25 protein-coding genes are annotated in these 25478 nt (G+C 70.1%); 11 read left to right on the top strand and 14 right to left on the bottom strand.

Annotated features, from left to right (window positions below):
* Window positions 1-2: 2 nt before the first annotated feature.
* Window positions 3-299, bottom strand: a complete 297-nt coding sequence (locus CLV46_RS15875) for a DUF1330 domain-containing protein (RefSeq protein WP_100365670.1) — start codon at window positions 297-299, stop codon at window positions 3-5.
* A 66-nt stretch (window positions 300-365) separates the two neighbouring features.
* On the opposite strand from CLV46_RS15875, the gene CLV46_RS15880 reads away from it, so the two are divergent.
* The 7 genes from CLV46_RS15880 (at window position 366) to CLV46_RS15910 (ending at window position 5373) form a co-directional block, all read left to right on the top strand.
* Window positions 366-677: an ArsR/SmtB family transcription factor gene (locus CLV46_RS15880; protein ID WP_100365671.1), complete on the top strand. Its 312-nt coding sequence runs from the start codon at window positions 366-368 to the stop codon at window positions 675-677.
* A 102-nt stretch (window positions 678-779) separates the two neighbouring features.
* Complete coding sequence (locus tag CLV46_RS15885) at window positions 780-1631, top strand: helix-turn-helix domain-containing protein (RefSeq protein ID WP_100365672.1); 852 nt, start codon at window positions 780-782, stop codon at window positions 1629-1631.
* A gap of 152 nt (window positions 1632-1783) precedes the next feature.
* Window positions 1784-2224, top strand: a complete 441-nt coding sequence (locus CLV46_RS15890) for an MmyB family transcriptional regulator (RefSeq protein WP_157802364.1) — start codon at window positions 1784-1786, stop codon at window positions 2222-2224.
* Window positions 2225-2384: 160 nt separating this feature from the next.
* Window positions 2385-3161 carry an SDR family oxidoreductase gene (locus CLV46_RS15895; protein WP_100365674.1) on the top strand — a complete coding sequence of 259 codons (777 nt, stop codon included), beginning with the start codon at window positions 2385-2387 and terminating at the stop codon, window positions 3159-3161.
* Window positions 3162-3171: 10 nt separating this feature from the next.
* A complete protein-coding gene (locus CLV46_RS15900) occupies window positions 3172-3738 on the top strand; it encodes a flavin reductase family protein (protein WP_100365675.1) in 567 nt (188 codons plus the stop codon).
* A gap of 46 nt (window positions 3739-3784) precedes the next feature.
* Entirely contained in the window at window positions 3785-4579 is a 795-nt protein-coding gene (locus CLV46_RS15905; RefSeq protein ID WP_211282214.1) for an SDR family NAD(P)-dependent oxidoreductase, read from the top strand.
* A 59-nt stretch (window positions 4580-4638) separates the two neighbouring features.
* Complete coding sequence (locus tag CLV46_RS15910) at window positions 4639-5373, top strand: glucose 1-dehydrogenase (RefSeq protein WP_100365676.1); 735 nt, start codon at window positions 4639-4641, stop codon at window positions 5371-5373.
* Between the two features lie 121 nt (window positions 5374-5494).
* On the opposite strand, the gene CLV46_RS15915 is transcribed toward CLV46_RS15910, so the two are convergent.
* Entirely contained in the window at window positions 5495-6367 is an 873-nt protein-coding gene (locus CLV46_RS15915) for an enoyl-CoA hydratase/isomerase family protein (RefSeq protein ID WP_211282215.1), read from the bottom strand.
* Between the two features lie 59 nt (window positions 6368-6426).
* Here CLV46_RS15915 and CLV46_RS15920 point away from each other — a divergent pair, with 59 nt between their 5' ends.
* Window positions 6427-6993: a TetR/AcrR family transcriptional regulator gene (locus CLV46_RS15920; protein ID WP_100365677.1), complete on the top strand. Its 567-nt coding sequence runs from the start codon at window positions 6427-6429 to the stop codon at window positions 6991-6993.
* A gap of 214 nt (window positions 6994-7207) precedes the next feature.
* A complete protein-coding gene (locus CLV46_RS15925) occupies window positions 7208-8578 on the top strand; it encodes an HNH endonuclease signature motif containing protein (protein ID WP_100365678.1) in 1371 nt (456 codons plus the stop codon).
* A 178-nt stretch (window positions 8579-8756) separates the two neighbouring features.
* On the opposite strand, the gene CLV46_RS15930 is transcribed toward CLV46_RS15925, so the two are convergent.
* Together CLV46_RS15930 and CLV46_RS15935 are read right to left on the bottom strand one after the other, a co-directional pair.
* On the bottom strand, window positions 8757-9260 hold the full coding sequence (locus CLV46_RS15930) for a DUF4396 domain-containing protein (protein WP_100365679.1): 504 nt from the start codon (window positions 9258-9260) through the stop codon (window positions 8757-8759).
* A 124-nt stretch (window positions 9261-9384) separates the two neighbouring features.
* A complete protein-coding gene (locus CLV46_RS15935; RefSeq protein ID WP_100365680.1) occupies window positions 9385-14625 on the bottom strand; it encodes a lamin tail domain-containing protein in 5241 nt (1746 codons plus the stop codon).
* A gap of 199 nt (window positions 14626-14824) precedes the next feature.
* On the opposite strand from CLV46_RS15935, the gene CLV46_RS15940 reads away from it, so the two are divergent.
* On the top strand, window positions 14825-15676 hold the full coding sequence (locus tag CLV46_RS15940; RefSeq protein ID WP_100365681.1) for an alpha/beta fold hydrolase: 852 nt from the start codon (window positions 14825-14827) through the stop codon (window positions 15674-15676).
* Here the strand turns inward: CLV46_RS15940 and CLV46_RS15945 are convergent.
* The 6 genes from CLV46_RS15945 to CLV46_RS15970 all read right to left on the bottom strand — a co-directional run bounded on the left by CLV46_RS15945 (window position 15666) and on the right by CLV46_RS15970 (window position 20839).
* A complete protein-coding gene (locus tag CLV46_RS15945; RefSeq protein WP_100365682.1) occupies window positions 15666-16280 on the bottom strand; it encodes a hypothetical protein in 615 nt (204 codons plus the stop codon). The two genes, CLV46_RS15940 and CLV46_RS15945, sit on opposite strands and share 11 nt — an antisense overlap.
* On the bottom strand, window positions 16280-17122 hold the full coding sequence (locus CLV46_RS15950) for an NAD-dependent epimerase/dehydratase family protein (protein ID WP_100365683.1): 843 nt from the start codon (window positions 17120-17122) through the stop codon (window positions 16280-16282). The genes CLV46_RS15945 and CLV46_RS15950 overlap by 1 nt, the downstream gene beginning before the upstream one ends.
* 12 nt (window positions 17123-17134) lie before the next feature.
* Complete coding sequence (argG, locus tag CLV46_RS15955) at window positions 17135-18565, bottom strand: argininosuccinate synthase (RefSeq protein WP_100365684.1); 1431 nt, start codon at window positions 18563-18565, stop codon at window positions 17135-17137.
* Window positions 18566-18606: 41 nt separating this feature from the next.
* Window positions 18607-19131 carry an isoprenylcysteine carboxyl methyltransferase family protein gene (locus tag CLV46_RS15960; protein WP_100365685.1) on the bottom strand — a complete coding sequence of 175 codons (525 nt, stop codon included), beginning with the start codon at window positions 19129-19131 and terminating at the stop codon, window positions 18607-18609.
* 36 nt (window positions 19132-19167) lie between these two features.
* Window positions 19168-19821: a GntR family transcriptional regulator gene (locus CLV46_RS15965; protein ID WP_100365686.1), complete on the bottom strand. Its 654-nt coding sequence runs from the start codon at window positions 19819-19821 to the stop codon at window positions 19168-19170.
* Window positions 19822-19912: 91 nt separating this feature from the next.
* On the bottom strand, window positions 19913-20839 hold the full coding sequence (locus tag CLV46_RS15970; RefSeq protein ID WP_157802365.1) for an NAD(P)/FAD-dependent oxidoreductase: 927 nt from the start codon (window positions 20837-20839) through the stop codon (window positions 19913-19915).
* A gap of 108 nt (window positions 20840-20947) precedes the next feature.
* On the opposite strand from CLV46_RS15970, the gene CLV46_RS15975 reads away from it, so the two are divergent.
* On the top strand, window positions 20948-21307 hold the full coding sequence (locus CLV46_RS15975; protein ID WP_100365688.1) for a Fe-S protein: 360 nt from the start codon (window positions 20948-20950) through the stop codon (window positions 21305-21307).
* A gap of 3 nt (window positions 21308-21310) precedes the next feature.
* Here CLV46_RS15975 and CLV46_RS15980 read toward each other — a convergent pair whose 3' ends face one another.
* The 4 genes from CLV46_RS15980 to dnaK are packed head-to-tail and all read right to left on the bottom strand — an operon-like array spanning window position 21311 to window position 25331.
* Window positions 21311-21727 carry a heat shock protein transcriptional repressor HspR gene (locus tag CLV46_RS15980; protein ID WP_100365689.1) on the bottom strand — a complete coding sequence of 139 codons (417 nt, stop codon included), beginning with the start codon at window positions 21725-21727 and terminating at the stop codon, window positions 21311-21313.
* 45 nt (window positions 21728-21772) lie between these two features.
* Window positions 21773-22753 carry a DnaJ C-terminal domain-containing protein gene (locus CLV46_RS15985; RefSeq protein WP_100365690.1) on the bottom strand — a complete coding sequence of 327 codons (981 nt, stop codon included), beginning with the start codon at window positions 22751-22753 and terminating at the stop codon, window positions 21773-21775.
* Between the two features lie 36 nt (window positions 22754-22789).
* The gene (locus tag CLV46_RS15990; protein ID WP_245866957.1) at window positions 22790-23461 is read right to left on the bottom strand and encodes a nucleotide exchange factor GrpE; all 672 of its coding nucleotides are present in this window, start codon (window positions 23459-23461) and stop codon (window positions 22790-22792) included.
* A 4-nt stretch (window positions 23462-23465) separates the two neighbouring features.
* On the bottom strand, window positions 23466-25331 hold the full coding sequence (dnaK, locus tag CLV46_RS15995) for a molecular chaperone DnaK (protein WP_100365691.1): 1866 nt from the start codon (window positions 25329-25331) through the stop codon (window positions 23466-23468).
* Window positions 25332-25478 lie beyond the last annotated feature (147 nt).

Genomic DNA, 25478 nt, shown 5'->3' on the forward strand with positions numbered 1-25478 from the left:
CGCTACACGCCGTCCGGGCCGTCGAGCACGATGGCGTCTTCGCTGGCGTTGCGCATGCGGAACTCCTTCCACGGCGCGTACTCGTCGGAGTCGTAGAAGCGACGGAACGCCGCCTTGTCCGCGAATCGGATGAGCACCGCGAGCCGCGGGCTGCGTCCGCCCTCGGCGATGATCGGGGCTTCGTCCCTGGCGATCACCCGCCCGCCGTAGCTCTCGAGGATCGGCTGCACGTTGCGTTCGTACTCCGCGATCGCGTCGCGGTCGTGCGGGGTCATGTCGATGCTGATGTAGGCCGCCATACGGCTCCTTTCATTGTTCGGAATGATTCGAACAGAGAAGATACACGGTTCGAGTAGAGTCGAACCATGCCCCAGCTCACCCACCCTGAGGTGGACCGGATCCGGCTCGACCACGTTCTCGCCGCCCTCGGGAACCCCGTCCGGCTAGGTGTGATCGCACGACTGGCGGCCGGTGAACACCTCAACTGCACGACCGCATTGCCGGACGTCCCCAAGTCGTCGGCGAGCCACCATTGGCGCGTGCTGCGTGAAAGCGGGCTTCTGCACCAACAGCGGGAGGGTCGCTTCATCACGATGACCCTCCGTCGCCGTGAACTCGACGAGCGGTTTCCCGGCCTGCTCGACGCCGTGCTCACCGCAGCCGCCGAGACGGCATGACCCTCGTCGGGCACTGTTGAGGATCGACCTAGCAGCGGTGGGGCCACCCTCCGGGCCGACTCGGTCGCCACGGCGACCGCCGCGGCGGGTAGCCTCCTGGCCATGGGAGCGATCGTGAGCGAGCTGGGTGATTTCCTTCGAGCGAAGCGTGCGGCGGCCTCCGTCGATGCGCTGCCCTTCCCCGCCTCGGGACGGCGGCGGGTGCCGGGACTGCGTCGCGACGAAGTCGCGCTGCTCGCCGGCGTCAGCGTCGACTACTACACCCGACTCGAGCAGGGTCGGGAGAGGAATCCCTCAGCCCAGGTGCTCGACGCCCTCGCGCACGCGCTCGATCTGAACCTGCACGAACGACGGTACGCCTACGGTCTCGCGCAGATCGCCTGGGTGCCCGAGCTTGCCGAGACGGACCCACCCGTCGACGCGACTTTGACGCGCCTCATGGACGGGTGGCCCGGAGCCGCCTGTTTCGTGCTCGATCCCTTGCTCGACATCGTGGCGATGAACGCGCTCGCGACCGCGCTGTTCCGCCCCTTCGTCTCCACCCGGAACCTCGTCGAGATGGTCTTCCTCGACCCCGAGGGCCGCGCCTTCTACGTCGACTGGGAGCGCGCGGCGAAGGGGTGCGTGGCGAACCTCCGCGCCACGTCGGGGCTCTACGCCGGTACCGCGCGTCGCCGCGAGCTGCTCGATCGACTCACCGGCGGAAGCCCGTACTTCGCCGAACTGTGGGCCGCGCACGACGTCGAACCGAAGACGCACGATCAGAAGGTGCTGCGGCACCCCGAGGCCGGCGAGTTCGCCATCGCCTTCGACGCGTTCGAGGTCTCCGCCATGCCCGGGCACCAGCTCGTCGTCTACCGCGCGGAACCGGCGAGTGCGAGCGAGCGCGCGCTGCGGATGCTGTCGAAGGATGAGGTGGCGTCGCCGGTCGGCGACAGCGCTCTGGCGGGCTGAGCCCCGGCCGTCCACCACGCGCTCCAGGGTGGAGCAGGGCCAGGCTGCCGCACTCCGAGCGTGCCTAGCGTACGAGGGTGCACCATCCGACCGTCCGCGCCCCGTCGATGCGCGCTCGCGCCCCCTGGCCCTTGCCGGAGCGCGATCCGACCGTGGTTTTGACCAGCGGCCTGCTCGTCGTCGACGCGAACCGCCGGTGGAGAGCCTTGCACCTGCCGTTCGCCGAACGCGGTGATCTCGCGCAGATGGTGTTCACCGACCCCGCCGCGGCGTCGTTCTATGCCGACCTACGCCACGAGGAGTACGACGTCGTGGCGCTGCTCCTCGACGCCGTCGCCGACGAGCGCACCCGATCCGAGGCCGAGGCGGCGGTGGATCGGCTCCGGGAGCGGAGCGCTCGCTTCGACCGTCTGTGGGCCGGGCCCCGGGTGCGCCCGCGACTGCTCGACACCTACGCGGTGCGCCATCCGGATCTCGGTGACGTGGCCTTCGCCCGTCGCACGGTGCGTGGCGACGGTCTTGTGGTGCGCGTCTCCACACCACACCCGGCCTCCGCCCGGCTGCTGCCGCTGCTCGACCACCTGCCCGTGTGAGCGCGGGCGCATCCCGACGACGCCTGAACCGCTCGAACCGCTCAGCCTGGCCCTGCCGCGGCTAGGAAACCGGCGGCCTGTGTCGCGACGTCTCCACGCGTGACGCTGGATCCGACCCCGGACGAGGGGCCGGAACCACGACACAGAGGAGACGAAGCACATGACCGGAATCATCACCCCGGGCGCACTCGACGGCCGCGTCGCCGTCGTCACCGGAGCGTCGAGCGGCATCGGCGAGGCCACCGCAGAGACCTTCGCCGCACTCGGCGCCAAGGTCGCACTGCTGGCGCGTCGCGCCGAGCGACTGGATGCCGTGGTGGCCCGCATCGAGCAGAACGGCGGCACGGCGATCGCGGTGCCGACCGACGTGACCGACCGCGCTCAGGTGCTCGCCGCGGCGGAGCGGATCGCCACCGAGCTCGGCGAGGTCGACCTCGTGTTCGCGAACGCGGGCGTGCAGCTCATCTCCACGATCACCGACCTGAAGGTCGAGGACTGGGACGCGCAGATCGACCTGAACATCAAGGGCGTCATGAACACCATCCAGGCGTTCGTGCCGAGCCTCGAGTCCGCTGCCGCCGCCGGTCGCACGGCCGACCTGGTGACGACCTCGTCGATCGCCGCGACGAGGATCCTCGAGAAGTTCCAGGTGTACTCGGGCACGAAGGCCTACATCAGCCACATCACGCGGCTGCTGCGTACCGAGCTCGGACGCAAGAACGTCCGGGTGTCGACGGTCGAGCCGGGCATGGTCGACACGGAGCTCCCCGACCACGTCACCGATCCCGACGCGAGCCGCCTCATGGCCGACCTCATCGAGCAGATCGACGTGCTGCAGTCGCGGGACGTCGCCGAGACGGTCGCGTTCGTCGCGGGCCTGCCGAAGCACGTGAACCTCACCGAGATCACGATCCTGCCGACGCAGCAGATCATCTGAGCGGCCCGTCATGTCCGACCGATTCACGGAATACCCGCTCGACAAGGTGCACCGCCTCTTCGAGCCCGGCCCCGTCGTGCTCGTCTCTACCGCGGACGAACAGGGGCGTGCCAACCTCATGACGAACGGGTTCAACATGACGGTGCGGCACTCCAGCACGATCGCGCTCGTCGTCGGCCCGTGGGACCACTCCTTCTCGGCGCTGCGCGCGACCGGGGAGTGCGTGATCGGGCTCCCCGGTCGGGACATCCTCGAGACCGTCGTCGACATCGGCAACGTGTCGGGCGCGGACACGGACAAATGGGAGCGCTTCGGCCTGACACCGGCCCCCGCGGCGACGGTGCGCGCACCCCTCGTGTCCGAGTGCTTCGCAAACGTCGAGTGCACCGTCGCCGACGACCGGCTCGTCGGCGACTACGACCTGTGGCTGCTGCGGATCGAGAAGGCGTGGATCGACCCGGCCGCGCCCGCGGCGAGCGAGGTGCACCACCGCGGCGACGGCACCTTCTCGACGAACGGCGACCTGATCGACCTGCGGCGTCGGATGACCAAGTGGGAAGCGCTCACGCGCGACTGACACCGGTCGGCGGGCAGTCGGCCACCACATTCGGAAGGAGAAGACAGTGGAGATCGAAGGCAGAACCGTCGTGCTCACCGGCGCGACGAGCGGGATCGGGGCTGCAGCGGCACGACGGCTGGCAGCCGAGGCCGGTCACCTGATCGTGCAAGGCCCTGAGTCGGAGGCGGAGGTCGGCGAGCTGCTCGCGGAACTGCGGTCCGCCGGCCGGGCATCCGTCGACTACGTGAGCGCCGACTTCACCTCCTTCGCCGAGGTGCGCAGCGCCGCACGGCGCGTGCTCGACCTCGCCGACGGGATCGACGTGCTCGTGAACAACGCGGGCGTGCCGGGCAGCAGGCGCCGGCAGCTCACCGCCGACGGGCACGAGCGCACCATCCAGGTCAACTACCTCGCGCTGACCCTGTGGTCGGAGCTGCTGATCCCCGGGATGAGCGACGGCGGGCGGATCGTCAACGTCGGATCGACGACCCACCGGATGACCTCGCTCGCCCTCGACGATCTCGACCTGGAGCACGGGTACGACCCGGTGCGCGCCTACGCCCAGTCGAAGCTCGCCATCGTCACCTACTCCGCGTGGCTCGCGAGCCGGCTCCCGCGCGACATCAGCGTCGTCGCGATCAGCCCCGGCGTGATCAGCACCTCGCTGCTCCACTCCATGTTCGGCGGCGGCGGGGCTCCGGTCGAGCACGGAGGCGCACGCATCCGCGAGGCGGTGCTCGCCGACGTGCCGTCCGGCACCTACATCGACGACGGGGAGGTCATCGCGGCCAGCGACGACGCCCTCGATGAGCACACCCAGGCCGGGCTCGCGGACCTCACGCGACGCCTGACCTCCTGAACCAGGACGGCACGTCCGCTCCTGATCCGAGAAACAACGACGCAGAAGGGAAGACACTCATGGGAAAGCTGGATGGGAAGGTCGCCATCATCACGGGCGCCGCTCGGGGGATGGGCGCCGCGCACGCGCGTCTGTTCGTCGCCGAGGGGGCGAAGGTGGTGCTCGCCGACGTGCTCACGGAGCAGGGCGAGAAGGTGGCGGAGGAACTCGGCGACAGCGCGCGCTTCGTTCCGCTCGACGTGCGCGACCGGGAGCAGTGGACGGTGGTGGTCGACACCGCCGCGCGCGAGTTCGGTCGCGTCGACATCCTCGTCAACAACGCCGGGATCTTCCGGCGCGAGCCGATCGAGACCCACAGCCACGAGATGTGGGACGAGGTGATCGGCGTGAACCTCACCGGGGTGTGGAACGGCACCAAGGCCGTCATCGACGAGATGCGCAAGGCCGGCGGAGGCTCCATCATCAACGTCTCGTCGACGGCGGGCATCACGGGCTACGCGTACCTGCCCGCGTACTCGGCGTCGAAGTGGGCGCTGCGCGGGCTGACGAAGGCGACGGCGCTCGACCTCGGCGGATTCGGCATCCGGGCCAACACCGTGCACCCCGGATTCGTGCGCACCCCGATGACCGAGGAGCTCGGCGACAACACGGCCAACGTCGCGCTGCACCGTCAGGCGGAGGACACGGAGCTGTCGCCCCTCGTGCTCTTCCTGGCGAGCGACGACTCCGCTTTCGCGACCGGCGGCGAGTTCATCGCCGACGGCGGCGAGTCGGCGGGCATCCCGGCGCGCTGACACATCGGCCATGAGGCACCGGGTGCCCACCGCGCACCACGTGAAGGGCCGGTCCCCGTGACCGGCCCTTCATGACGTAGCCGCGCTACTGCGTAACCATCCGCTCAGCCCGAACGGGCGATCACTCGGCTGAGGGCCAGGGGATGGAGCGCAGAGACTCCTCGAGGTTCAGCTCCGCGACCCGCTGTTGCCCGCCGTGGCTCATGAGCACCTCGACCCGGTCGACCACGGCCTGCGGCGAGGGGTACACCTTGGCGTGCGCGCGAGCCTCTTCGGCCAGGTCGGGGACCGGTCCGCTCGCCTCCGCCGCGTCGAAGGCCTCCTTGGCCGCAGCCGCGACGCCCTTCGGGAGGAGCGCGATGCGGCGCGCGATCGAGTCGACCCACACGTCCAGGTACTGGCCGGGGATCTCGCGGTTGATCCATCCGTAGCGCTCGGCGGTTGCGCTGTCGTAGAGCTCGCCGCTCAAGGCGATCTCCAGCCCCCGCGCCCGCCCGACCAGTCGGTTGAGGTACTGAGTGCCACCACCGCCGGGGAAGATGCCCATCAACGATTCCGGCTGCGAGAGCCAGGTCTCGCCGGCGGCCGCGAAACGCATGTCGGCGGTCATGGCGAATTCGGCTCCCCCTGCACGCAGTCGGCCCCGGAGCTTCGCGATCGTGATTTGAGGGAGGTTGCGGAGCCGTTCGTGAAGCTGTTGCAGCGGGTTGAGAGCCGGGTCTGCTTCGGGGTCGGCAAGCGCCATGAGGCCGGCCGGGTCGAACATCCAGTTGTTGTCCGCGTGCGCCGCGAAGAATTCCGGGTTGGCGCTCTGGAACACGATCACCCGCACTCCCTCATCGCTCTGCACGACGCGGGCGAAGCGGGAGAGATCCGCGACCAGGCGCGCGTCCTCGACATTCACCGGCGCGTTGTCGATCGTGACGTACGCCACCCCCTCCCTGATGTTGACCCGAATCGCCTCGAAGTCCTCGTACTGCATCGTCCACTCCATTCTGTATTGGTCACTACAGATCGTAGCACGTTCTGTAGTGATTGATATAGAATGGGCTCATGGCCGGACGACCTCGCTCTTTCGACAGAGCCGCTGCCCTGGAAACCGCGATGCGCGAGTTCTGGGGGCGCGGCTACGCGGGCGTGACGACGGCGCAGCTCGCGAGCGCCATCGGCATCAATCAGCCCAGCCTGTATGCGGCATTCGGCGACAAGGCGACCCTCTTCGCGGAGGCGTCCGATCTGTACGCGACGAACCTGGACCGCTCGCTCGGCGAAGCCCTCGCCGCGCGACACGTGCGAGCGGCCATGGCGGCGTTGCTTCGTTCCGCCGTTCTCAACTTCACTCGGGAGGACGCGCCGCACGGATGTCTCATCATGCGGGAACCGTTGCTCGCCGAGCGTCGCAGAGCCACCCGGGAGGCGATTCTTCGCCGCTTCGAAGCTGCCGTCGCGGATGGGGAGGTTCGCAACACCGACGAGGCTCGGGCTCTCGCCGACTACGTGAACGGTGTGTTGGCCGGCATCGCTGCGCGAGCACTCGACGGAGCCAAGCGCGACGAGTTGCAGCGCATCGCCGATCTTGCGCTCGAGGCGCTCCCCCGCACCAACGTCGTCACGCCCTGACCCTGTCCACGCGCGAGCGATGGGGCGTCGCCTCCCTCCGATCAGCGACGCGCGCTGAGCCCGCCGGACCGCGCCTCGCTCCCGGCGCCGATCTCGGCGTGCCGGCTGGCTGCGCCACTCCTCCACAGCGGATCATCGGGACTGCCCATCCACAGCGGAACAGCCCTCTGGCCAGGAGAAACGTATTGTCGGTGGTGAGGTTCACGATCGGAGTATGGACAGAGCGGTGGCCCTTCTCGAGCAGGCGGAACACCTGCTGCGCGAGGCCGCCGCGCTGGCGGTCCAGCCGCTGACCGACGCGGAGCTGTGCGACCTCACTCGACGCGGCGAGGTCGTCGGTCGGCTCGCCGACGCGGTGCGCGTGGCCACCGCGGGCGAGGTCGCGGAGCGGTCCCGTCACGAGCTCGGCACCGCGGGTCTCGCCTACCGGAACGGATGCACGCGACCGGCACACCTCATCGAGCGGATCGCCCTCGTCTCGCAGCGGGAGGCGCACGCCCGGATCCGCCTCGCCGGGGCCCTGCGTGGTCGGGTGACGCTCACCGGGGACCCGTTGCCCGCATCCCACCCGGCGGTGGCGGATGCGGTGCGGGATGGGCGGGTGGGAGTCGAGTCGGCGATCCGGATCATCGACATGCTCGACTCCGTGGCCGCTCGCGGCCAGGTGCACCCCGACGAGCTGGATGCCGCGGAACTCGAACTGGTCACCCTCGCGGTCACCACCTCCGCGGATGCGTTGAAGCACTCCATCGCGGTGTGGCAGGCGCACCTCGATCAAGACGGCGCCCGGCCCCGAGAGGAGGTGCTGCGAGCTCAGCGTCGATTCACGATCGGACGGGAGGTGGACGGGATGACTCCGTTCTCCGGCCTCGCCGACCCTCTCTCCGCTGGGCTCTTGCGCGCCGCCATGGCCGAGAGCACCGCACCGGGCCGCTCTCCGCGTTTCCTCGGTCCCGGTGACCTCGACCCCAGCGACCCGGACTCGGACCCGCGCACCCGTGGGCAACGGCAGTTCGACACCCTGCTGGGACTCGTCACGGCCGGCCTGAGGTCGCCGGATGGCGGGTCGCTGCGGCCGACCGCGCTGGTGAGCATCGTCGTCTCCGCACAAGACCTCGCCGCCGGGTCGGGGTCGGCGTGGATCGACGACGTCGACACCCCGATCAGCGCCTTCACCGCCAAGGCGCTCACCTGCGACGCCGACACGTCGACCATCGTCCTCGGCGACAACGGCGAAGTGCTCCACCTCGGACGCAAAGAGCGCCTGTTCACTGCGGCGCAACGCCGTGCGCTCGCAATCCGGTACGGCGGATGCATCTGGCCCGGGTGCACGGCACCGCCCTCGTGGTGTCACGCGCACCACCTCGTCGAGTGGAGGCACAACGGACCCACCGACATCGACAACGGCGTGCTGTTGTGCACGGCACACCACTACATGCTCCACAACAGCGACTACCGGTTACGGATGATCCGCGGCAAACCCCACATGCTCGCCCCGCCGCACATCGACGCCGCCCGACAGTGGCGCGCCCTCGGTCGACAACGCGCCACCGCGAAAGCCATCCCGGCAGCACGGTCGGGGTGAGAGGCACGGGCGGGTGGCCCAACCGCAAGCTCAGCCTGTCGAAGCGGGTGACACAACAGTTCCCTTCGACAGGCTCAGGGAACGGACGGTCGCTGAGCCTGTCGAAGCGGGTTGCACAACGGTTCCCTTCGACAAGCTCAGGGAACGGGACCCCGACCACTCAGGGAACGGGCGCGGGTCAGTGGTGGTACGCGTGGACGACCGCGTGGCCCTTGCCGCGCGCGATCATCCAGCGGTTCACCGGGGTGGTCACCACGAACGCGAGCGCGAGCGCACCGGCGAGCGAGACCCAGAACACCCACGACGTGACGCCCGCCTCCATCGCGCCCGGGATCGAGAGCATCGCCGCGTTGTCGACGACCTCCATGACGGCGATCGAGATGGTGTCCGCCGCGAGCGCGATCTTGAGGGCGTTGCGGAACGGCACGCCGGCGCGCAGTACACCGCGCATCGTCAGCGCGTAGCCGAACACGAACGCGAGAGCGATGGCGAGGGCCACGGTGGCCAGGTCGTGCAGACCGAGGCTCGTTCCGATCACCATGCCGAGCACCTCGCCGATGGCGCATCCGATCAGACAGTGCAGCGTCGCCTGCGCCGCCATCCCCCACGACACCGAGCGCCATCCGGCCGCCTCGTCATGGCCGTGGTGTTCGTGCCCCGTGTGCATCGCGTGATCCGACATGATGACCTCCTGACGATGAGCATACCCCTAGGGGGTATAATCGCAAGCCCCGGCCGCACATTCCACCCGCACGCCGAAGTGCCCCGTCGACTCGAGGCCGACGGGGCGCTGAGAACGAGGGGTGTCAGCTCTCCCGACGGCGACGGATGCCGAACAGCACGGCTCCGCCGAGCAGCAGCATCCCGGCACCCAGCGCGAGCGGCAGCGCGTCGCCCGCTCCCGTCGCCGCGAGCGCGCCGCCGACCGGACGCACCGGTGCACCGGCGGCCGGCGAGGTCGGATCGACCGCGACGAGTGCCGGCAGCACCTCGAGCGGCGTCCATCCGATCACCGCACCGTCCGCATCCTGCACCGCGAGCCGGTAGTCGCCCACCGGAGCGGATGCGGGGATCACCGCGAAGATGCGGCCGTCGGCACCGACGCGGGTCCACCCGCCGAGCGCGATGGGCCCGTCGCCGTGCAACCACGCCTGCACCCACTGACCGGCGAACTGCGTTCCCACCGTGATCGCGATCGCGTCACCCTGACGCGCGCTGTCGGGCGCGTCGATCGCGTTCTCGCCGGCCGGATCGAGCTGGTCGCCCGGAACGGGGACCGACGGCTGCGCGGGAGCACCGTCGCCCGGCTCCTCGCCACCCGGCTCCTCGTCGTCGCCGAGCAGCGTGAACGCGCGCACCTCCGAGTAGGCGACCGCACCGTGCGGGTCCGTCGACTGCACGTACCAGGCGTGCGTGCCCTCACCCGCGGCCCACTCGGTCTCGAGTTCCGCCCCGCTCTCGACATCCGAGAACGAGCCGAGAACATCCGCCGTCAGCACGTCCGCCTGGAACGCGTCCGCCGCGAGCGTCTTCGCACGGGGCACGATGCCGGCCTGCGCGTAGGGGATCGTGAACTCCTGGTGCTGCTGCTCGAGCGTCGGGTCCTCGGAGTCGTAGTCGTGCTCGTAGGGCGAGAACGTACGCACCGTGATCGCCTGACCGACGTTGTCGAAGTGCATGAGGCGCAGGTACCCCTGACCGCCCTCCGGCAGACCCTGGTAGTCGAACAGCATCGCCGTGACCGTGCGATCGGGCGTGCCGTCGCCGTCGTCGTCGTACTCGAACAGGCGCGTGTACGCGTCGTGGTAGTGCCCCGACGACACGAACCTGACGTTCGGGTTGACGGCGATGACCTCGTCGAGGATGCGCTGCGGCACCGGTCCGAGGCCGCCGGTCGTGAGCATGAACTCGTGCAGGGCGACGATCGCGGTGCGCTCGGGGTACTGCGCGAGCACCTCGTTCATCCACGCGATCTGCTCGTCGCCGGGCGCCCATCCCATGTAGAGCACGATGAAGTCGAGCCCGCCCATGGTCATGAGGTCGTAGTGCCCGCGGTTGTCGAGGTGCGTGCCGCCGTACCAGGGGTTGTCGGCGTACCGCGCCTCGCCGAAGTACTGGCTGTACTTCGTGTAGTCGTTCGTCTGCTGGTTGACGTCGTGGTTGCCGGCGAGCACGCCGTACGGCAGATCCGCGTCGTCGAGCAGGCGGTACGCCGGGTCGGCGCGCAGCCACTGGGCCGGGTCCTCCGACTGGTCGACGATGTCGCCCGTGTGCATGAGGTACTGCAGGTTGAGGTCGCTGCGCTCGCGCAACAGGTACTGGTGGATGGCCACCTGGCGGTCGTAGATGTCGTCGTTCGCGTTGTAGTACTGCGTGTCCGACTCCCACGCGAACGTGAAGTCGTACGCCGAACGCGGGGTGTCCTCCGGGTGGTTCGGCTCGACCGGGGTCTGCCGCGTCGACAGGTCGTCGCCGGCGAAGCCCTCCGAATGCTGCACGAGCACCGTCACCACGCCGTCGCGGGCGTAGGCGTCCGCAGCCACGAGCGCGTCGAGCGTGAACGTCGTCGGCGCGCCGCCGGTGGTGAGGTGCCGGTCGACCTCGGTCCACGCGCCCGCGGCCGGGTCGAGCACGTACATGAGCACCTTGGCGTCGGCGTTCGCCGATCCGTCCCAGCGGATGCGCACCTGGGCGCCCTCGCCGGCGTCGGCCGGCACGGCCACCTCGAAGAGCTGGTACGGCAGCTTGCTCGAGCTCTCGACACTGCCGATCGTCTCGTCGAAGGCGGCCATCGCACGCGCCTGGTCCTCGGTCACGGGCGTCGCCTCGGGGCGGTCCACGGCGAGGGCGTCCGTCGCGGTACCGCTCGACACCTGGACGCCGGCGCCCGGCGTCAGCTCGTAGCCGCGGCGGAACGACACGTCGAGCCGGTCGCCGCTCGGGTCCGTCGCGCGAGCGCGCAGGTCGACGGAGTCGCCCTCGAGCTCAGCGCCGTCCTCCGGCGACAGCAACTCGTTGCCGGGCTCCTCGACCGGGGTCGTGAAGCGCACCTCCCGCGTGCCGACGTTGCCGAGGGCATCCGTCGCCGTGAACACCGCGACGTGCTCCGCCGCGGCGAGCTGCAGCGAGGAGGTGCGGAACGGGAGGGTGATCGCCTCGCCGTCGAGCGTCGCGGTGAGGCTCTCAAGACCCGAGCCCCCATCCGTGGCCTCTGCGTCGATGACGAACTCGCCCTGGTAGAGACGCTCCTCGAGGTCGGTGGTCACCGCGGGCGCAGTGTTGTCGACCCTGACCGTCACGGTCGACGACCCGGCGGCGCCGACCGCCGAGACCGTGTGCGATCCGTCCGACACCTTCGTCGTGTCCCACTCGTGGGCCACGGAGGTGAAGGCGTCGTCGGGCAGCGTGAACGTCGTCTCGAAGTAGTCGACCGATCCGCCGCTGTCACCCATCGCGATGATCTTCGTCGGGTCGGTGTACTCGGGGGCGCGCAGCGTGCGGCCGTCCGGCAGCACGAGGCGCATGTTGTACACGGAGAAGTTGTCGTTGTTCTCGTTCGGGTCGATCTCCGGCGCCGCCTTCGTGCCGGCGTAGATCCGCACGGCGAAGGGGCGCCCGGGCTCGACCTCGTCGAGCGGGATGGCGGACTGCACGGTCTCGACGCCGCCGTAGACGCCGCGGTCGAAGATGGTGAGCACCTCGTCGCCCATGCGCACGCCGTTGCGGAAGTACGCGTCGGTCGCGGTCGCCTCGAACGCGAACACCGGTTCGCGCTCGACTTCGATGCGCGTCTGGACCCGGGTGGAGTCGATCAGGAGATCGAGCGCCGGCGGGGCGGTCTCGCCCGTCGCCCGCAGATCCTGCACGCCGGAGAGGAACGCGCCGTTCTCGACGGAGAGTCGCACGGGGGCGGGCGTCGTGTCGCTCACGACGGCCGCCGCGCCGGTGTCGGCGAGGTTGTCGCCGTCGGATGCGGTGAGGCGGTAGTCGTACCGTCCCTTGCCGATCGTGTCGACGGCGGGCAGCGAGAAGCGGAACACGCCGTCCTCGTCGGGCAGCAGGTTGTAGCTGCCCATCGGCCCGTCGACGTCGTTCGAGAGCTCGAGGGTCACGGTGCGCACGAGGGTCTCGTCGGTCACGCGCGCGGCGAAGTCGATCGCCGCGGCGCCCGGCGTGAACGTCGCCGGGGTGCGGTTCTCGATGACGGGCGCGACGGTGTCGACGGGCGACGGCATGAGAGCGACCGGCACTTGCGTGTCGCCGACGCGACCGGGCGTCGCGGGCGAGATGCCGCTCTTGGTCTGGATGTTCGTGTCGTCGGGGTTCGCGGTGTACTGGATGCCCGCATCCGCGACGGTGTCGTCGACACCGCCGAGGTTGTAGTACGCGCGGTTCAGGGAGACGCCGGAGTTCGTGATGATCTCCAGTCCACGGGGAGAGCCGTTCGCCATACCGCCGGAGAAGACCTCGACGAGGTCGACGCCGAGCTCGAGGTCGGTGCCGAACCGGGCGTTGAAGTCGGCCGCGGTGAGGGCGTCGTTCGCACCGTTCTTGATCCAGAAGACGAGCGTTCCGCCCGGCTCGACCACCGCATCCCGCGGCGTCGACGGCCACAGCGCGGTCGAGCTGTTGCTCAGGTCGGCGAGGGGGTACAGGTAGCGGAGCGTGTAGTCCGAGAAGTCGACCGGCCGGTTCGTGGCGTTGTAGACCTCGACGAACTCGTACCCGTCGGCGCTGCCGACATTCGTCGAGTCCGGGAGCAGCTCGGTGATCTGCAGCGGAGCCGTCACCAGAACCGGGTCCTCCGGGCGCTCGAGCGCGCTGTGCAGCACGGCCGGGTCGACGACGCCGGGCGTGGGGCCGACGAGGCTGCGGTGCAGCGGCATCGAAGGGGTACCGATGACGTCGGGCACGCGGTACTCGGCACCGAGCCCGCCGCTCACCGACCCGGCCGGGTAGAACGACCACCCGATCGCCGTGCCGTCGGCGTCGACGATCCGCACGCCGCGGTCGCCGCCGTTCGCGAACGCGCCCTGCCCGGTCGCGCGCACGACCTCGACGTCGGCGGGCAGCGACGGGTAGAACGTGCGGAACTGCGCCTCGGTGATCGCCTCGTTCGGGGTGGAGGTCCAGAACACCGTGACGCCGCGCGCCGGCACGACCGTGCCCTCGGGCACGGTGAGCACGACGTCGCGGTCGCGCACGTCGCTGTCGGTGTAGATGTAGTGGAAGCGGATGCCCGCGGCGCCGAGTGCGATCGGCTCGTCGGTGGTGTTCGCGACCTCGAAGTACTCGAAGTTGTCGGCCCCCGTGTTGTCGGCGGCGATCTCGGTGACGACGAGCGGCCAGTGGGCGCCGGCGTTGCTCCACTCCTCCGGTTCCTCGGTCGGCGGCAACGGCTGCAGGAGGGCGGCATCGATCGTGCCGGGAGTGGGCGCGACGCGCTGCTCGCGCGGTTGCATGAGCACACCGGTCTCGTCGGCCGGCACCCCGAAGGTGACGCCCGCGTTCTCGGCCGCGGACCCGCCCGGGTAGAACGAGTCGGAGATCGTGCCGCCGTCGGCGTCGAGCACGCGGATGCCGCGGGCGCCGCCGTTGGCCATGCCCGCCTGGCCGGTCACGCGCACGATGTCGTAGGTGTTCGCCTGCGTCGCGGGGAAGCTCGCGCGGAACTCGTCCTCCGTACGCGCGAAGCTGTCGATCGTTCCCGTGTCGTTGCGGTAGCTCAGCCAGAACACCGTCGTCGCACCCCCGGGGATGACCGTCGGCTCTTCGACGGTGAGGGCCACGGGGCTGGTACCGCCGTAGTAGGCGAACCCGATGCCCTCGGCCGCGAGGTCGATCGGGGCGTCCGTGGTGTTGGTCACCTCGAAGAACTCGAACTCGTCGCCGCCGGTCGTGTCGGGCACGATCTCGGTGACGATGAGCGGCCAGCGGTCGGCGACGGCGGCCTGGGCGGGAGCGGCGACGAGTACGGATGCGGCGACGGCGCCGATCACGAGGGCCGCAGCGGCGGCGCGGGTGGAGCGGAGGGCGGAATCGGGCACGACGAACCGTTTCTTTCGAGGGGGAACCTCGCGAACGTTACGGAGCGCCACCCAACCGGGGATGGACGACGAGACGACCCGCCGGTGACCGCCGGGTGAACGGACGGTGGACCGCCGGCCCGCACCTGCTGCCGCTCCATGCCCGCCCCCGCTCACGCGATTCCAGCGACATCCCAGCGCGCGTGGGCAGGCTGACCGGATGTTCGAGGGCTTCGAAGAGGACACGTTCGATCTCGGCGACTCGCGCGTCTTCGCGCGGTGGGGTGGGTCCGGCCCGCCCGTCGTGCTCCTGCACGGGCATCCGCGCACCTCGAGCACGTGGCATCGCGTGGCCCCGCTGGTCGTCGACGCAGGATTCACGGTCGTGTGCCCCGACCTGCGCGGCTACGGAAGGTCGAGCGGTCCAGCGACCACCGCCGATCACGCCCCGTACTCGAAGCGCGCGATGGCCGGCGACATCCTCGGCCTCATGGACCGTCTCGGCCACGAGCGGTTCCACCTCGTCGGCCACGACCGCGGCAGCTATGTGGCACTGCGGCTCGCTCTCGACTCCCCCTCGCGCGTCGAACGCCTCGTGCTCATGGACTGCATCCCGATCAGCGAGCACCTGGAGAACCTCACGCCGGAGTTCGCGACCGAGTGGTTCCACTGGTTCTTCTTCGCTCAGTCGCACGTACCGGAACGGGTCATCACCGCCGATCCGGAGGCCTGGTACGGCGCGGATCCGAACAGTATGGGTGCCGAGAACCACGCCGAGTGGCTGAACGCCGTGCGGAACCCGGCGACCGTGCACGCGATGCTGGAGGACTATCGCGCCGGACTCACCGTGGATCGTGCCGACGAGTTGCGGGACCGGTCATCCGGCCGACGCGTCGAGCCTCCATTGCTCGTGCTGCAGGCGTCGGAGGAGAACCTCCACGCGGACGTCGCGAAGGTGTGGGGGCGGTGGGCCACCGACGTGAGGCACGCCGTCATCGAGTCGGGACACCACAGCGCCGAGGAGGCCCCCGAGCCGTTGAGTCGCGCGATCGTCGAGTTCCTCAGGGCGTGACGGCGGCGCGGCCGCGATCGAGGAGCACGACGGCGAGTGCACCACCGGCGAGCAGCAGTGCTCCGATCGGCAGCAGCACCGTGGCGCCCGCGACCGGCGGCCCGACGAGGCCCGCCAGCACGGCGAGCGTGCGCCGAGCGGCGGGGTCGAGGTGCGACCTCCGCCAGGCGGCGTGCCCGAGCAGGGCGAGCGCCGTCGCGATGCACAGCCACGCGATCAGGAGGCCCGCCACGATGATCTCGCCCTCGAGCGGGTGCGTGGGCCGGCCCGCGTCCACCGCGTCGAATCCCGCACTCCACGTCACGACGACCGCGAGCCCGGCGGCCCCGCCGACGACGGAGGACGACACCACGAGCGCGTACCGCCGGCTGGAGAGGGCGCCGCGTGAGCGCAGGGACGCCGCGACGGCCGCCACCATGAGCGGTGAGGCGAGCACGAGGTTCACGGCCCACGGCAGCCAGGTGGCCCCGACCGCGCTCAGTTCGATGAGGAACAGCACCGTGAGCACGGTGGACGCGAGCGCGCACGCCGCGGCGGCGGCCGCGCTCACGAGCGCGATTCGAGCCCACCGTCGCGGTGCCGCCGCGCGCGTCGCGTCGGTCATCAGTCGAGCAGGCTCTCGCGCCAGGTCGGATGCTCGGGTGCCCAGCCGCGGGAACGCGCGAGGGCGTTGGATGCGGCGCGGCCGGGGGCGGGTGCGGGCGAGAGCTCGCGAAGCTCTGCGCCGAAGCCGCGGCAGAAGATCGGCGCCCACTCCGCGGCGGGAGCCGGGTCGTCGTCGACGACGTTGACGGCGCCGGCGGGCCACTCGACCGCGAGCACCGTGGCGGCGACGGCGTCGTCGACGTGCACCCAGGAGGTCATGTCGGTCGTCGGCGTCACCCGACCCTGTCGCGCCTGCTCGGCGAGCGCCCCGTCGGGCGCGTACCAGGTGCCCGGACCGTAGAACAGCCCGTAGCGGAGCACGACGCCCACGGGCATCCGCGCCACCTGCGCCTCGAGTCCCGCGATCGACGGGTAGGTGCGGCGGCCTGTGCCCTCGTCGTCCAGGTCGAGCGGAGTGGACTCGTCGGCCGGTGTCGCGCCCGGCCGGTACGCCCACGCGATGCTCTGCGCGACCATCCGTTCCACGCCCACGGCGAGCGCCGCGTCGACGAGGTGCCGCGTGCCGTCGGTGCGTACGCGCGCGTTGCCGGCGAAGTCGAGCTGCGCGAGGTCGGTCAGCTGGTGGATGACGACGTCGGGGTGCACCTCGCGCACGGCCGCGTGGACGGCGTCACCGTCGAGGGCGTCGAGCAGCATCCCGTGGGCGCCGCTCGCCTGGATGCGCTCGATCCGCTCCTCACGGCGGGTGGTGCCGTGCACCTCGTGCCCGGCGAGCACGAGCGCGGGCAGCAGCCGGCGCCCGATGACGCCGCTCGCTCCGGCGACGAGGATGCGCGCCACGGTCGGCTCCGGTCAGTCGGTTCCGGCGTCGAACGCGGCGCGTTCCGACGCGGCGTCGGTCGCCCGCTCGAGCGCGTCCGCGTGCTCGGTGCGGTCGAGGATGTCGTCGGCGGCGCCCGCCTCGAGCTGGCCGACGAGTTCCGCCGTCGTGCCGCCGATGAGGCCGGCCGCCGCGTAGCGCTCGAGGCGTGCACGCGAGTCGGCGATGTCGAGGTTGCGCATGGTGAGCTGCCCGATGCGGTCGTCGGGACCGAACGCGGAGTCGCCCACGCGCTCCATCGACAGCTTCTCGGGGTGGTAGCTGAGGGCCGGCCCGGTCGTGTCGAGGATCGTGTAGTCGTCGCCGCGACGCAGTCGCAAGGTGACCTCGCCCGTCACGGCGGAGCCGACCCAGCGCTGGATGGACTCGCGCAGCATGAGCGACTGCGGGTCGAGCCAGCGTCCCTCGTACATGAGGCGTCCGAGTCGGCGGCCCTCGGAGTGGTAGTTCGCGATCGTGTCCTCGTTGTGGATCGCGTTCAGCAGGCGCTCGTAGGTGATGTGCAGCAGCGCCATGCCGGGAGCCTCGTAGATGCCGCGGCTCTTCGCCTCGATGATGCGGTTCTCGATCTGGTCGGAGACGCCGAGCCCGTGGCGTCCGCCGATCGCGTTCGCCTCGAGCACGAGGGCGACCGGGTCGTCGAACTCGACGCCGTTGATGGCGACGGGCCGCCCGTCTTCGAAGCGCACCGACACCTCCTCGGTCGCGATCTCGACGTCGTCGCGCCAGGCGGCGACACCCATGATCGGCTCGACGATGTCGAGGCTCGCGTCGAGCTCCTCGAGCCGCTTGGCCTCGTGGGTGGCTCCCCAGATGTTCGCGTCGGTGCTGTACGCCTTCTCGGTCGCATCGCGGTAGGGGAAGCCGCGGGCGACGAGCCACTCGCTCATCTCGGTGCGGCCGCCGAGCTCGCCGACGAACGACGCGTCGAGCCAGGGCTTGTAGATGCGCAGGCGCGGGTTGGCCATGAGGCCGTAGCGGTAGAACCGCTCGATGTCGTTGCCCTTGTAGGTGGAGCCGTCGCCCCAGATGTCGACGCCGTCCTCCTTCATCGCGCGCACGAGCAGCGTGCCGGTCACCGCGCGGCCGAGGGGCGTCGTGTTGAAGTACGTCTTGCCGCCCGAGCGGATGTGGAACGCGCCGCACTGCAGGGCGACGAGGCCCTCCTCGACGAGCGCGGTCTTCGCGTCGACGAGACGCGCGATCTCGGCGCCGTACTCCTTCGCACGCGCGGGCACCGCATCGATGTCGGGCTCGTCGTACTGCCCGATGTCGGCGGTGTAGGTGCAGGGCACGGCGCCCTTCTCGCGCATCCACGCCACCGCGCAGGAGGTGTCGAGACCTCCCGAGAAGGCGATTCCGACTCGCTCACCGATCGGCAGACTGCTCAAGACCTTGGACACACCACAACCTTACGGCGAGACCGGTACTCCCTCGTCCGCGCTCACGCGGCGCGGAGCGCGCGTTCCTCGGCCGGGATCCGGAACTTCAGCAGCAGGATCGCGTTCAGCACGGTGAACACGACCGCGGTGATCCACGAGGTGTGCACGAGGGGCAACGCGATGCCCTCCACGGCGACGATCACGTAGTTGGGGTGCCGCAGCCAGGCGAATCGGTAGGGCCCGCGACGTTCGACGAGTCCCATCCCCGGCACGACGATGATGCGCGTGTTCCACTGGCTGCCGAGTGCCCAGATCACCCAGTAGCGGCCCGCTTGGCAGAGCAGCGCGAGAGCGAGCATCGCCCACCCCAGCGCGGGGATGAACGGACGGTCCAGAAGCCACGCCTCGAGGAACGCCCCGATGAGGAGCGCGGTGTGCAGGGCGACCATCGCCGGGAAGTGCCCACGACCGGACTCCACCCCGCCACGCTCGAACGCCCACGCCGCGTTCCGCTTCGAGATCACGAGTTCGACGATGCGCTCCGCGCCGGTGATCAGGATGAGGACGCCGTACCAGAGGATGCTCATGTCGTTCCGTTCCGTTCCGTTCGGGTCGAGGGCCGGTCAGGCGCCGGGGTGGCCGACCGGGAGGCTGTGCCAGGTGTCGAACGCGACGGCGGCCGCCCCGTCCTTGTCGCCTGCCGCGCACAGCGCGATGAGCCGGTCGTGCAGTTCGATGGATGCCCGACCGTCGTGGCCGAATCGCAGGCGTTCCGCCCGACGCACGACCGGTCCGAACTGATCGAGGACCGTGTCGACGGCGCGATTGCCGAGCGCGGCCACGGGGACCGAGTGCAGTCGCTCGTCCGCTTCGAGGGCGGCCGCGACGTCGCCCGCCTCGACCGCGTCGGCGAAGCGGCGGTTCGCCTCGCGCATGCGGTCCAGCTGCGCCTCGTCGAGCGTGCCGGCGGTCTGGAAGACGGCGAGGTGGTGCATCGCCGCGACGACGTCCCGGGCGTCACGGAGGGCCTTCTCGTCGATGGCACTCACGGTGGTGGAGCGCCCGGGTTGCGCCACGACGAGCCCGCTCCCGGCCAACCGCAGCAGCGCCTCCCGCACGGGCGTGCGACTGACGCCCAACCACTCCGCCAGCTCCATGTCCTTCAGCTGCTCACCGGGGGCGAAGGTGCAGTCCACGATGGCGTCGCGCAGGCGCCGGTACACGTCGTCGCGCAGGAGCGTTCGATCGACGGCGGGCACATCGCGGGGAATAGGCACGCGATATATTGCACACACGACGTGCCCGCGCGGCAAATCCGAGGCAGCGGTGCAGCGATCCGCGTGGATGCGTCCGGCCCCCGCGCCTTAGTCACACGACGACCTTGGCGATCTCCTCCTCGAGCAACGAGATGTTGATCTGCGTCGCCGCGTGGGTGCCGGCGCCGAGCGAGATCGGAACGAGCGCCTTCATGTCGGCGACATTGCCGATCGCCCACACTCCGTCGACACTCGTCTGACCGCTCGGATCGGTGCTCACGAAGGGACCTGCGGGGGTGTCGAGGGTCGCGCAGCCGAGCGAGGTCAGCAGGGCATCCGAGGGACGGGGCCGCGCACCTACGAACACACGGGACACCCGGTGCGTTCCGTCCCCCGTGCGCACCTCGAGCTCGCCGAGCGAGCCGCTCACCTCGAGCGCGGCCGGGGCGAGCCGGATCCCCCGGGCACGGAGACCGGCGAGTTCGACCTCCGGGATCCCGGCCTCGGCCGCGCCGAACACCGTGAGCTCGGAGGTCCACTGGCGCAGCAGGTGGGCCTGGTTCCTGCTCATCGGCGAGGTGGCGATCACGCCGAGCGGCTGGTCGCGCACCTCCCATCCGTCGCAATACGGGCAGACCACCGCGGCGGTGCCCCACAACTGCTGCACACCGGGCACGTCGGGCAGTACGTCGACGAGGCCCGTGGCGACGACCACGCGACGGGCGGAGATCGACTCGGGGCCGTGCACCCGGAATCCGCCGTCGATGCGGTCGATCCCGGTCACGACTCCCTCGGCGAACTGCACCCCGTACCGGCTCGCCTCGAGGCGGCCGCGTTCGAGGAGCTCGAGCGGGGACATCCCGTCGCGGCTCAAGAGTCCGTGCATGTGTGCGGCGGCGCGGTTGCGCGGCTGCCCGGCGTCGATGACGAGAACCGATCGTCGCGCCCTGCCGAGCATCAGAGCGGCACTCAGACCGGCGGGGCCCCCTCCCACGATCACGACGTCGAACTGCCGGGTACCCGCCTCGGTCGTCTGCACGATGGTCTCCTTCACTGCTCGGGATGCGCGCCGCAGTGCGGGCGCGGCACCCCAATATATTGCATTTCGCATGACGGTGGGCCGATGTCGTCCAATACTGTGCCGTGCATGGATGCTCTCGAGACTCTGCGCGGTGTGGTCCTGCTCGTCCACCTGGTCGGCTTCGCCGTCATGTTCGGCGGGTGGGTCGTCGAAGCGGCCGCTCGGCGCTATCAGGCGACCCGGCTCATGGACTTCGGCGTGCTCATCGCCGGCGCCGCGGGTCTCGTTCTCGCGGCGCCGTGGGGCATCGACGGCGAGCTGAACTATGTGAAGATCGGCACCAAGCTCGTGGTGCTGATCGTCGTGGGCGCGCTCATCGGAGCGAGCACGAGTCGCCGCAAGAAGGGCACACCGCTGCCGGCGTGGGTCTTCTGGCTCATCGGCGTGCTCATCCTCTTCAACGCCGCGATCGCCATCCTCTGGTAGCGCTCAGCCGCGTTCGAGCGGGCGCCACACCACGACGGCGTTGCTGCGCTTCACGCGCGTGCCGGCGCGCAACGTCACGACGTCGCCGGACTCGCCCGCGGCGAACACGCGGCGGCCGGAGCGGCTGAGCAGCTCGTCGGCGAGCGCCGACTCGAGTTCGCGCACGCGGGAGCGGAGTTCGGCGGCCTCGTTCTCGAGCTGCAGGATGCGCCGGATGCCCTCGAGGTTCAGTCCCTCGGCGCTGAGCTTGGCGATCTCCCGCAACTGCACGACATCGCGCATCGAGTAGCGCCGCGACTTGCCGGCCGTGCGGGTGGGGCTCACGAGCCCCAGCCGGTCGTACTGCCGCAGCGTCTGCGGGTGCATGCCGGCGAGCTCGGCGGCGACGGCGATCGCGAAGATCGGGCTCGACTCGTCCATCCGGCTCTCCTTCCGCATCCGTCGTTCTCGCGCGCCGCAGCTCCGCTAGTGCGCCGCGCTCCGCGCGGTGTCGAGCAGGTCGGTGCGCGGGTTCTCGTCGGGCATCGCGGCGGCGAACTCCTCGAGCAGCCGTCGCGCGTCGCCCGTCAGGTGGTTGGGTACCGCGACCTGGACGGTCGCGAGCAGGTCGCCCGTGCCCTTCGCGGTCGTGATGCCGCGGCCCTTGACGCGCAGCACCCGGCCGCTCGGAGTGCCCGGGGTGACGCGCAGGCGCACGACGTCGCCCTCGAGGGTCGGCACCTCGATCGTCGCGCCGAGGGTCGCCTCGACGAAGGTCACCGGCACGTCGACGCGCAGGTTGAGCCCGTCGCGCTCGAACACCGGGTGCGGTCGCACGGTGACGGTGAGCACGAGGTCGCCGGCCTCGCCGCCGTCCGGGCTCGGTTCGCCCTTGCCCTTGAGGCGAATCTTCTGCCCGTCGCTCACCCCGGCCGGGATCCGCACACGGAGCGGCTTCGCGCCGACCTGCAGCGTGACCGTGTCGCCGCGGATCGCGGTGAGGAAGTCGACGGTCGTCGTCGCGGCGACGTCGCGGCCCTTCGTCGGTCCGCCGAAGCCGCGGAAGCCGCCGCTCGTGCGTCCGAAGCCGCCGTTGCCGAACATCCCGCCGAGCAGGTCGTCGAAGTCGCTCTGCTGGTAGCGGGTTCCGCCGCGCGGCTGACCGAACATGCCGCCGAACACGTCGTCGAACCCGCCCGCGCCCTGACCTCCGGCGGTGAAACGCGCGCCGGATCCCATCGCACGGATCTGGTCGTACTCCTGCCGCAGCTCCTTGTCGGAGAGCACGGAGTACGCCTCGCTGATGTTCTTGAACCGCGCCTCGGCGGCGGCATCACCCGGATTCGAATCCGGGTGATACTGCCGCGCGAGCTTGCGGTACGTCTTCTTCAACTCCGCGTCGGAGACGTCCTTCGAGACGCCGAGCACGGCGTAGAAGTCCTTGTCGAACCAGTCCTGGCTCGCCATGAACGGCACCTCCTCCCAGTACTGCCGATGCCCGCGCTAGGCGGGGACCGAGACCGCGACCTTGGCCGCACGGATGAGGCGGTCGCCGAGGGCGTAACCGATCTCGATCACGTCGGCCACGATCGGCTTCTCGACATCCGCACTCGGCAACTGGGCGAGCGCCTCGTGGAAGTGCGGGTCGAACTCCTCGCCCTTCACCCCCACCTGACGCAGGCCGTACTTCTCGAACCCGGCGCGCAGCTTCTGCGCGATCAGCGCGAGGGCGCTGCCCTCGGGCAGATCGCCGTGCTGCTCGGCGCGGGCGAGGTCGTCGACCGCCGGCAGCAGCGAGCGGATGACCTCGGCGATGACCGCTTCGCGATTCGCGGCGCGGTCGCGCTCGACCCGGGTGCGGAAGTTCACGAGCTCCGCCTGCGCGCGCAGCATGTCGTTGCGCATCTCGGCCACGAGGTCGCGCTGGGCGTCGTCGAGGATCTGCTGATCCTCGGTCGACAGCTCGACATCCGGACCCTCGGCCTGGATCAGGTCGTCGGCCGACTGCACGTCGGCCGTGTCGCCGTCTTCCGACGCCTGCTCGGCGGAGGGCTGGCCGGGGGCGGCGGCGTCCGACGCCGCCGCCTCCGGGCGAACCTCTCCGGTCTCGGGATCGATGCGGCGCTTGTCGCGCACGACCGGTTCCTCGTTCTCTTCGGGGTTCATGTCCACCATCTCGTTACTTCTTGTCGGTCTCGTCGTCGACGACCTCGGCGTCGACGATGTCCTCGTCGTCGTTCGACGCGGTCGGCTGCTCGGCGTTCGGCTGTTCGCCGCCGCCGGCCGGGGCACCCGCGTCCTGCGAGTAGAGCGCCTGCCCGAGCTTGGTCTGGCTCTCGTTGAGCTTGTCGAACGCGGTCTTCACGGCCGCGTCGTCGTCACCCGAGAGGGCCGTCTTCAGCGCGTCCACGTCGCCCTGCACGTCGCTCTTCACGTCGGCGGGGAGCTTCTCGTCGTTCTCCTTGATGAGCTTCTCGATCGAGTAGACGAGCTGCTCGGCGTTGTTGCGCACCTCGGCGGCCTCGCGACGCGCCTTGTCCTCTGCTGCGTGCTCCTCGGCCTCGCGCACCATGCGCTCGATGTCGTCCTTCGGCAGCGACGAGCCGCCGGTGATCGTCATCGACTGCTCCTTGCCGGTGCCCTTGTCCTTCGCCGAGACGTGCACGATGCCGTTCGCGTCGATGTCGAAGGTGACCTCGATCTGCGGGATGCCGCGCGGTGCCGGCGCGATGCCGGTGAGCTCGAACGTGCCGAGGTTCTTGTTGTCGCGGGTGAACTCGCGCTCGCCCTGGAACACCTGGATCGCGACCGACGGCTGGTTGTCGTCGGCGGTCGTGAAGGTCTCGCTGCGCTTCGTGGGGATCGCGGTGTTGCGCTCGATGAGCTTCGTCATGATGCCGCCCTTGGTCTCGATGCCGAGGCTCAGGGGGGTCACGTCGATGAGCAGCACGTCCTTGCGCTCACCCTTCAGCACGCCGGCCTGGAGGGCCGCGCCGACGGCGACGACCTCATCCGGGTTGACGCCCTTGTTCGGGTCCTTGCCGCCGGTGAGCTTCTTCACGAGCTCGGTCACGGCGGGCATGCGGGTCGAGCCGCCGACGAGCACGACGTGCGCGATGTCGTTCACCGAGATGCCGGCCTCGCGGATGACGTCGTCGAACGGCTTGCGGGTGCGCTCGAGCAGGTCGGAGGTCATCTGCTCGAACTGCGCGCGGCTGAGGGTCTCGTCGAGGTTCGCCGGGCCGTTCTCGGTGAGCGAGAGGTACGGCAGCTGGATGCTCGTCGAGGTCGAGGAGCTGAGCTCCTTCTTCGCCTGCTCGGCGGCCTCCTTGAGGCGCTGCTTCGCGATCTTGTCGTTCGAGACGTCGACGCCGGTCGAGTCCTTGAAGCGCTTGATGAGGTGGTCGACGACGCGCTGGTCCCAGTCGTCACCACCGAGGCGGTTGTCACCGGCGGTCGCCCGCACCTGGATGGTCGAGAAGTCGTCGTCCTTGCCCACCTCGAGCAGGGAGACGTCGAAGGTTCCGCCACCGAGGTCGAAGACGAGGATGAGCTCGTCCTCCTTGCCGCGGTCGAGCCCGTAGGCGAGCGCAGCGGCGGTCGGCTCGTTGATGATGCGCAGCACGTTGAGGCCGGCGATCTCACCGGCGTCCTTCGTGGCCTGACGCTCGGCGTCGTTGAAGTATGCGGGAACGGTGATGACGGCATCCGTCACCGGCTCGCCGAGGTACTGCTCGGCGTCGCGCTTGAGCTTGCCGAGGATGCGGGCCGAGATCTCCTGCGGCGTGTACTGCTTGCCGTCGATCTCCTGCTTCCAACCGGTGCCCATGTGGCGCTTGACCGACGCGATGGTGCGGTCGACGTTGGTGACGGCCTGGCGCTTCGCGGTCTCTCCGACGAGCACCTCGCCGTCCTTGGTGAAGGCGACGACCGACGGGGTCGTGCGGAAGCCTTCGGCGTTCGCGATGACGGTGGGTTCGCCGCCCTCGAGTACCGCGACCACGGAGTTGGTGGTTCCGAGGTCGATGCCTACTGCTCGAGCCATGTGGTATTCGCTCCTAACGAAGTTGAGTCTGTCGGTAGCAAGTTTGCTACGGGGCTCAGCTTGCGTCAAGTCGACTCAGCGAAACCTGAGCCGCCTCGACTCAGCTTCCGTCCATGTTCGCGATGCTACGAGCATCCGGTCTCGGGC

This window comes from Diaminobutyricimonas aerilata (assembly GCF_002797715.1).
Taxonomy (GTDB): domain Bacteria; phylum Actinomycetota; class Actinomycetes; order Actinomycetales; family Microbacteriaceae; genus Diaminobutyricimonas; species Diaminobutyricimonas aerilata.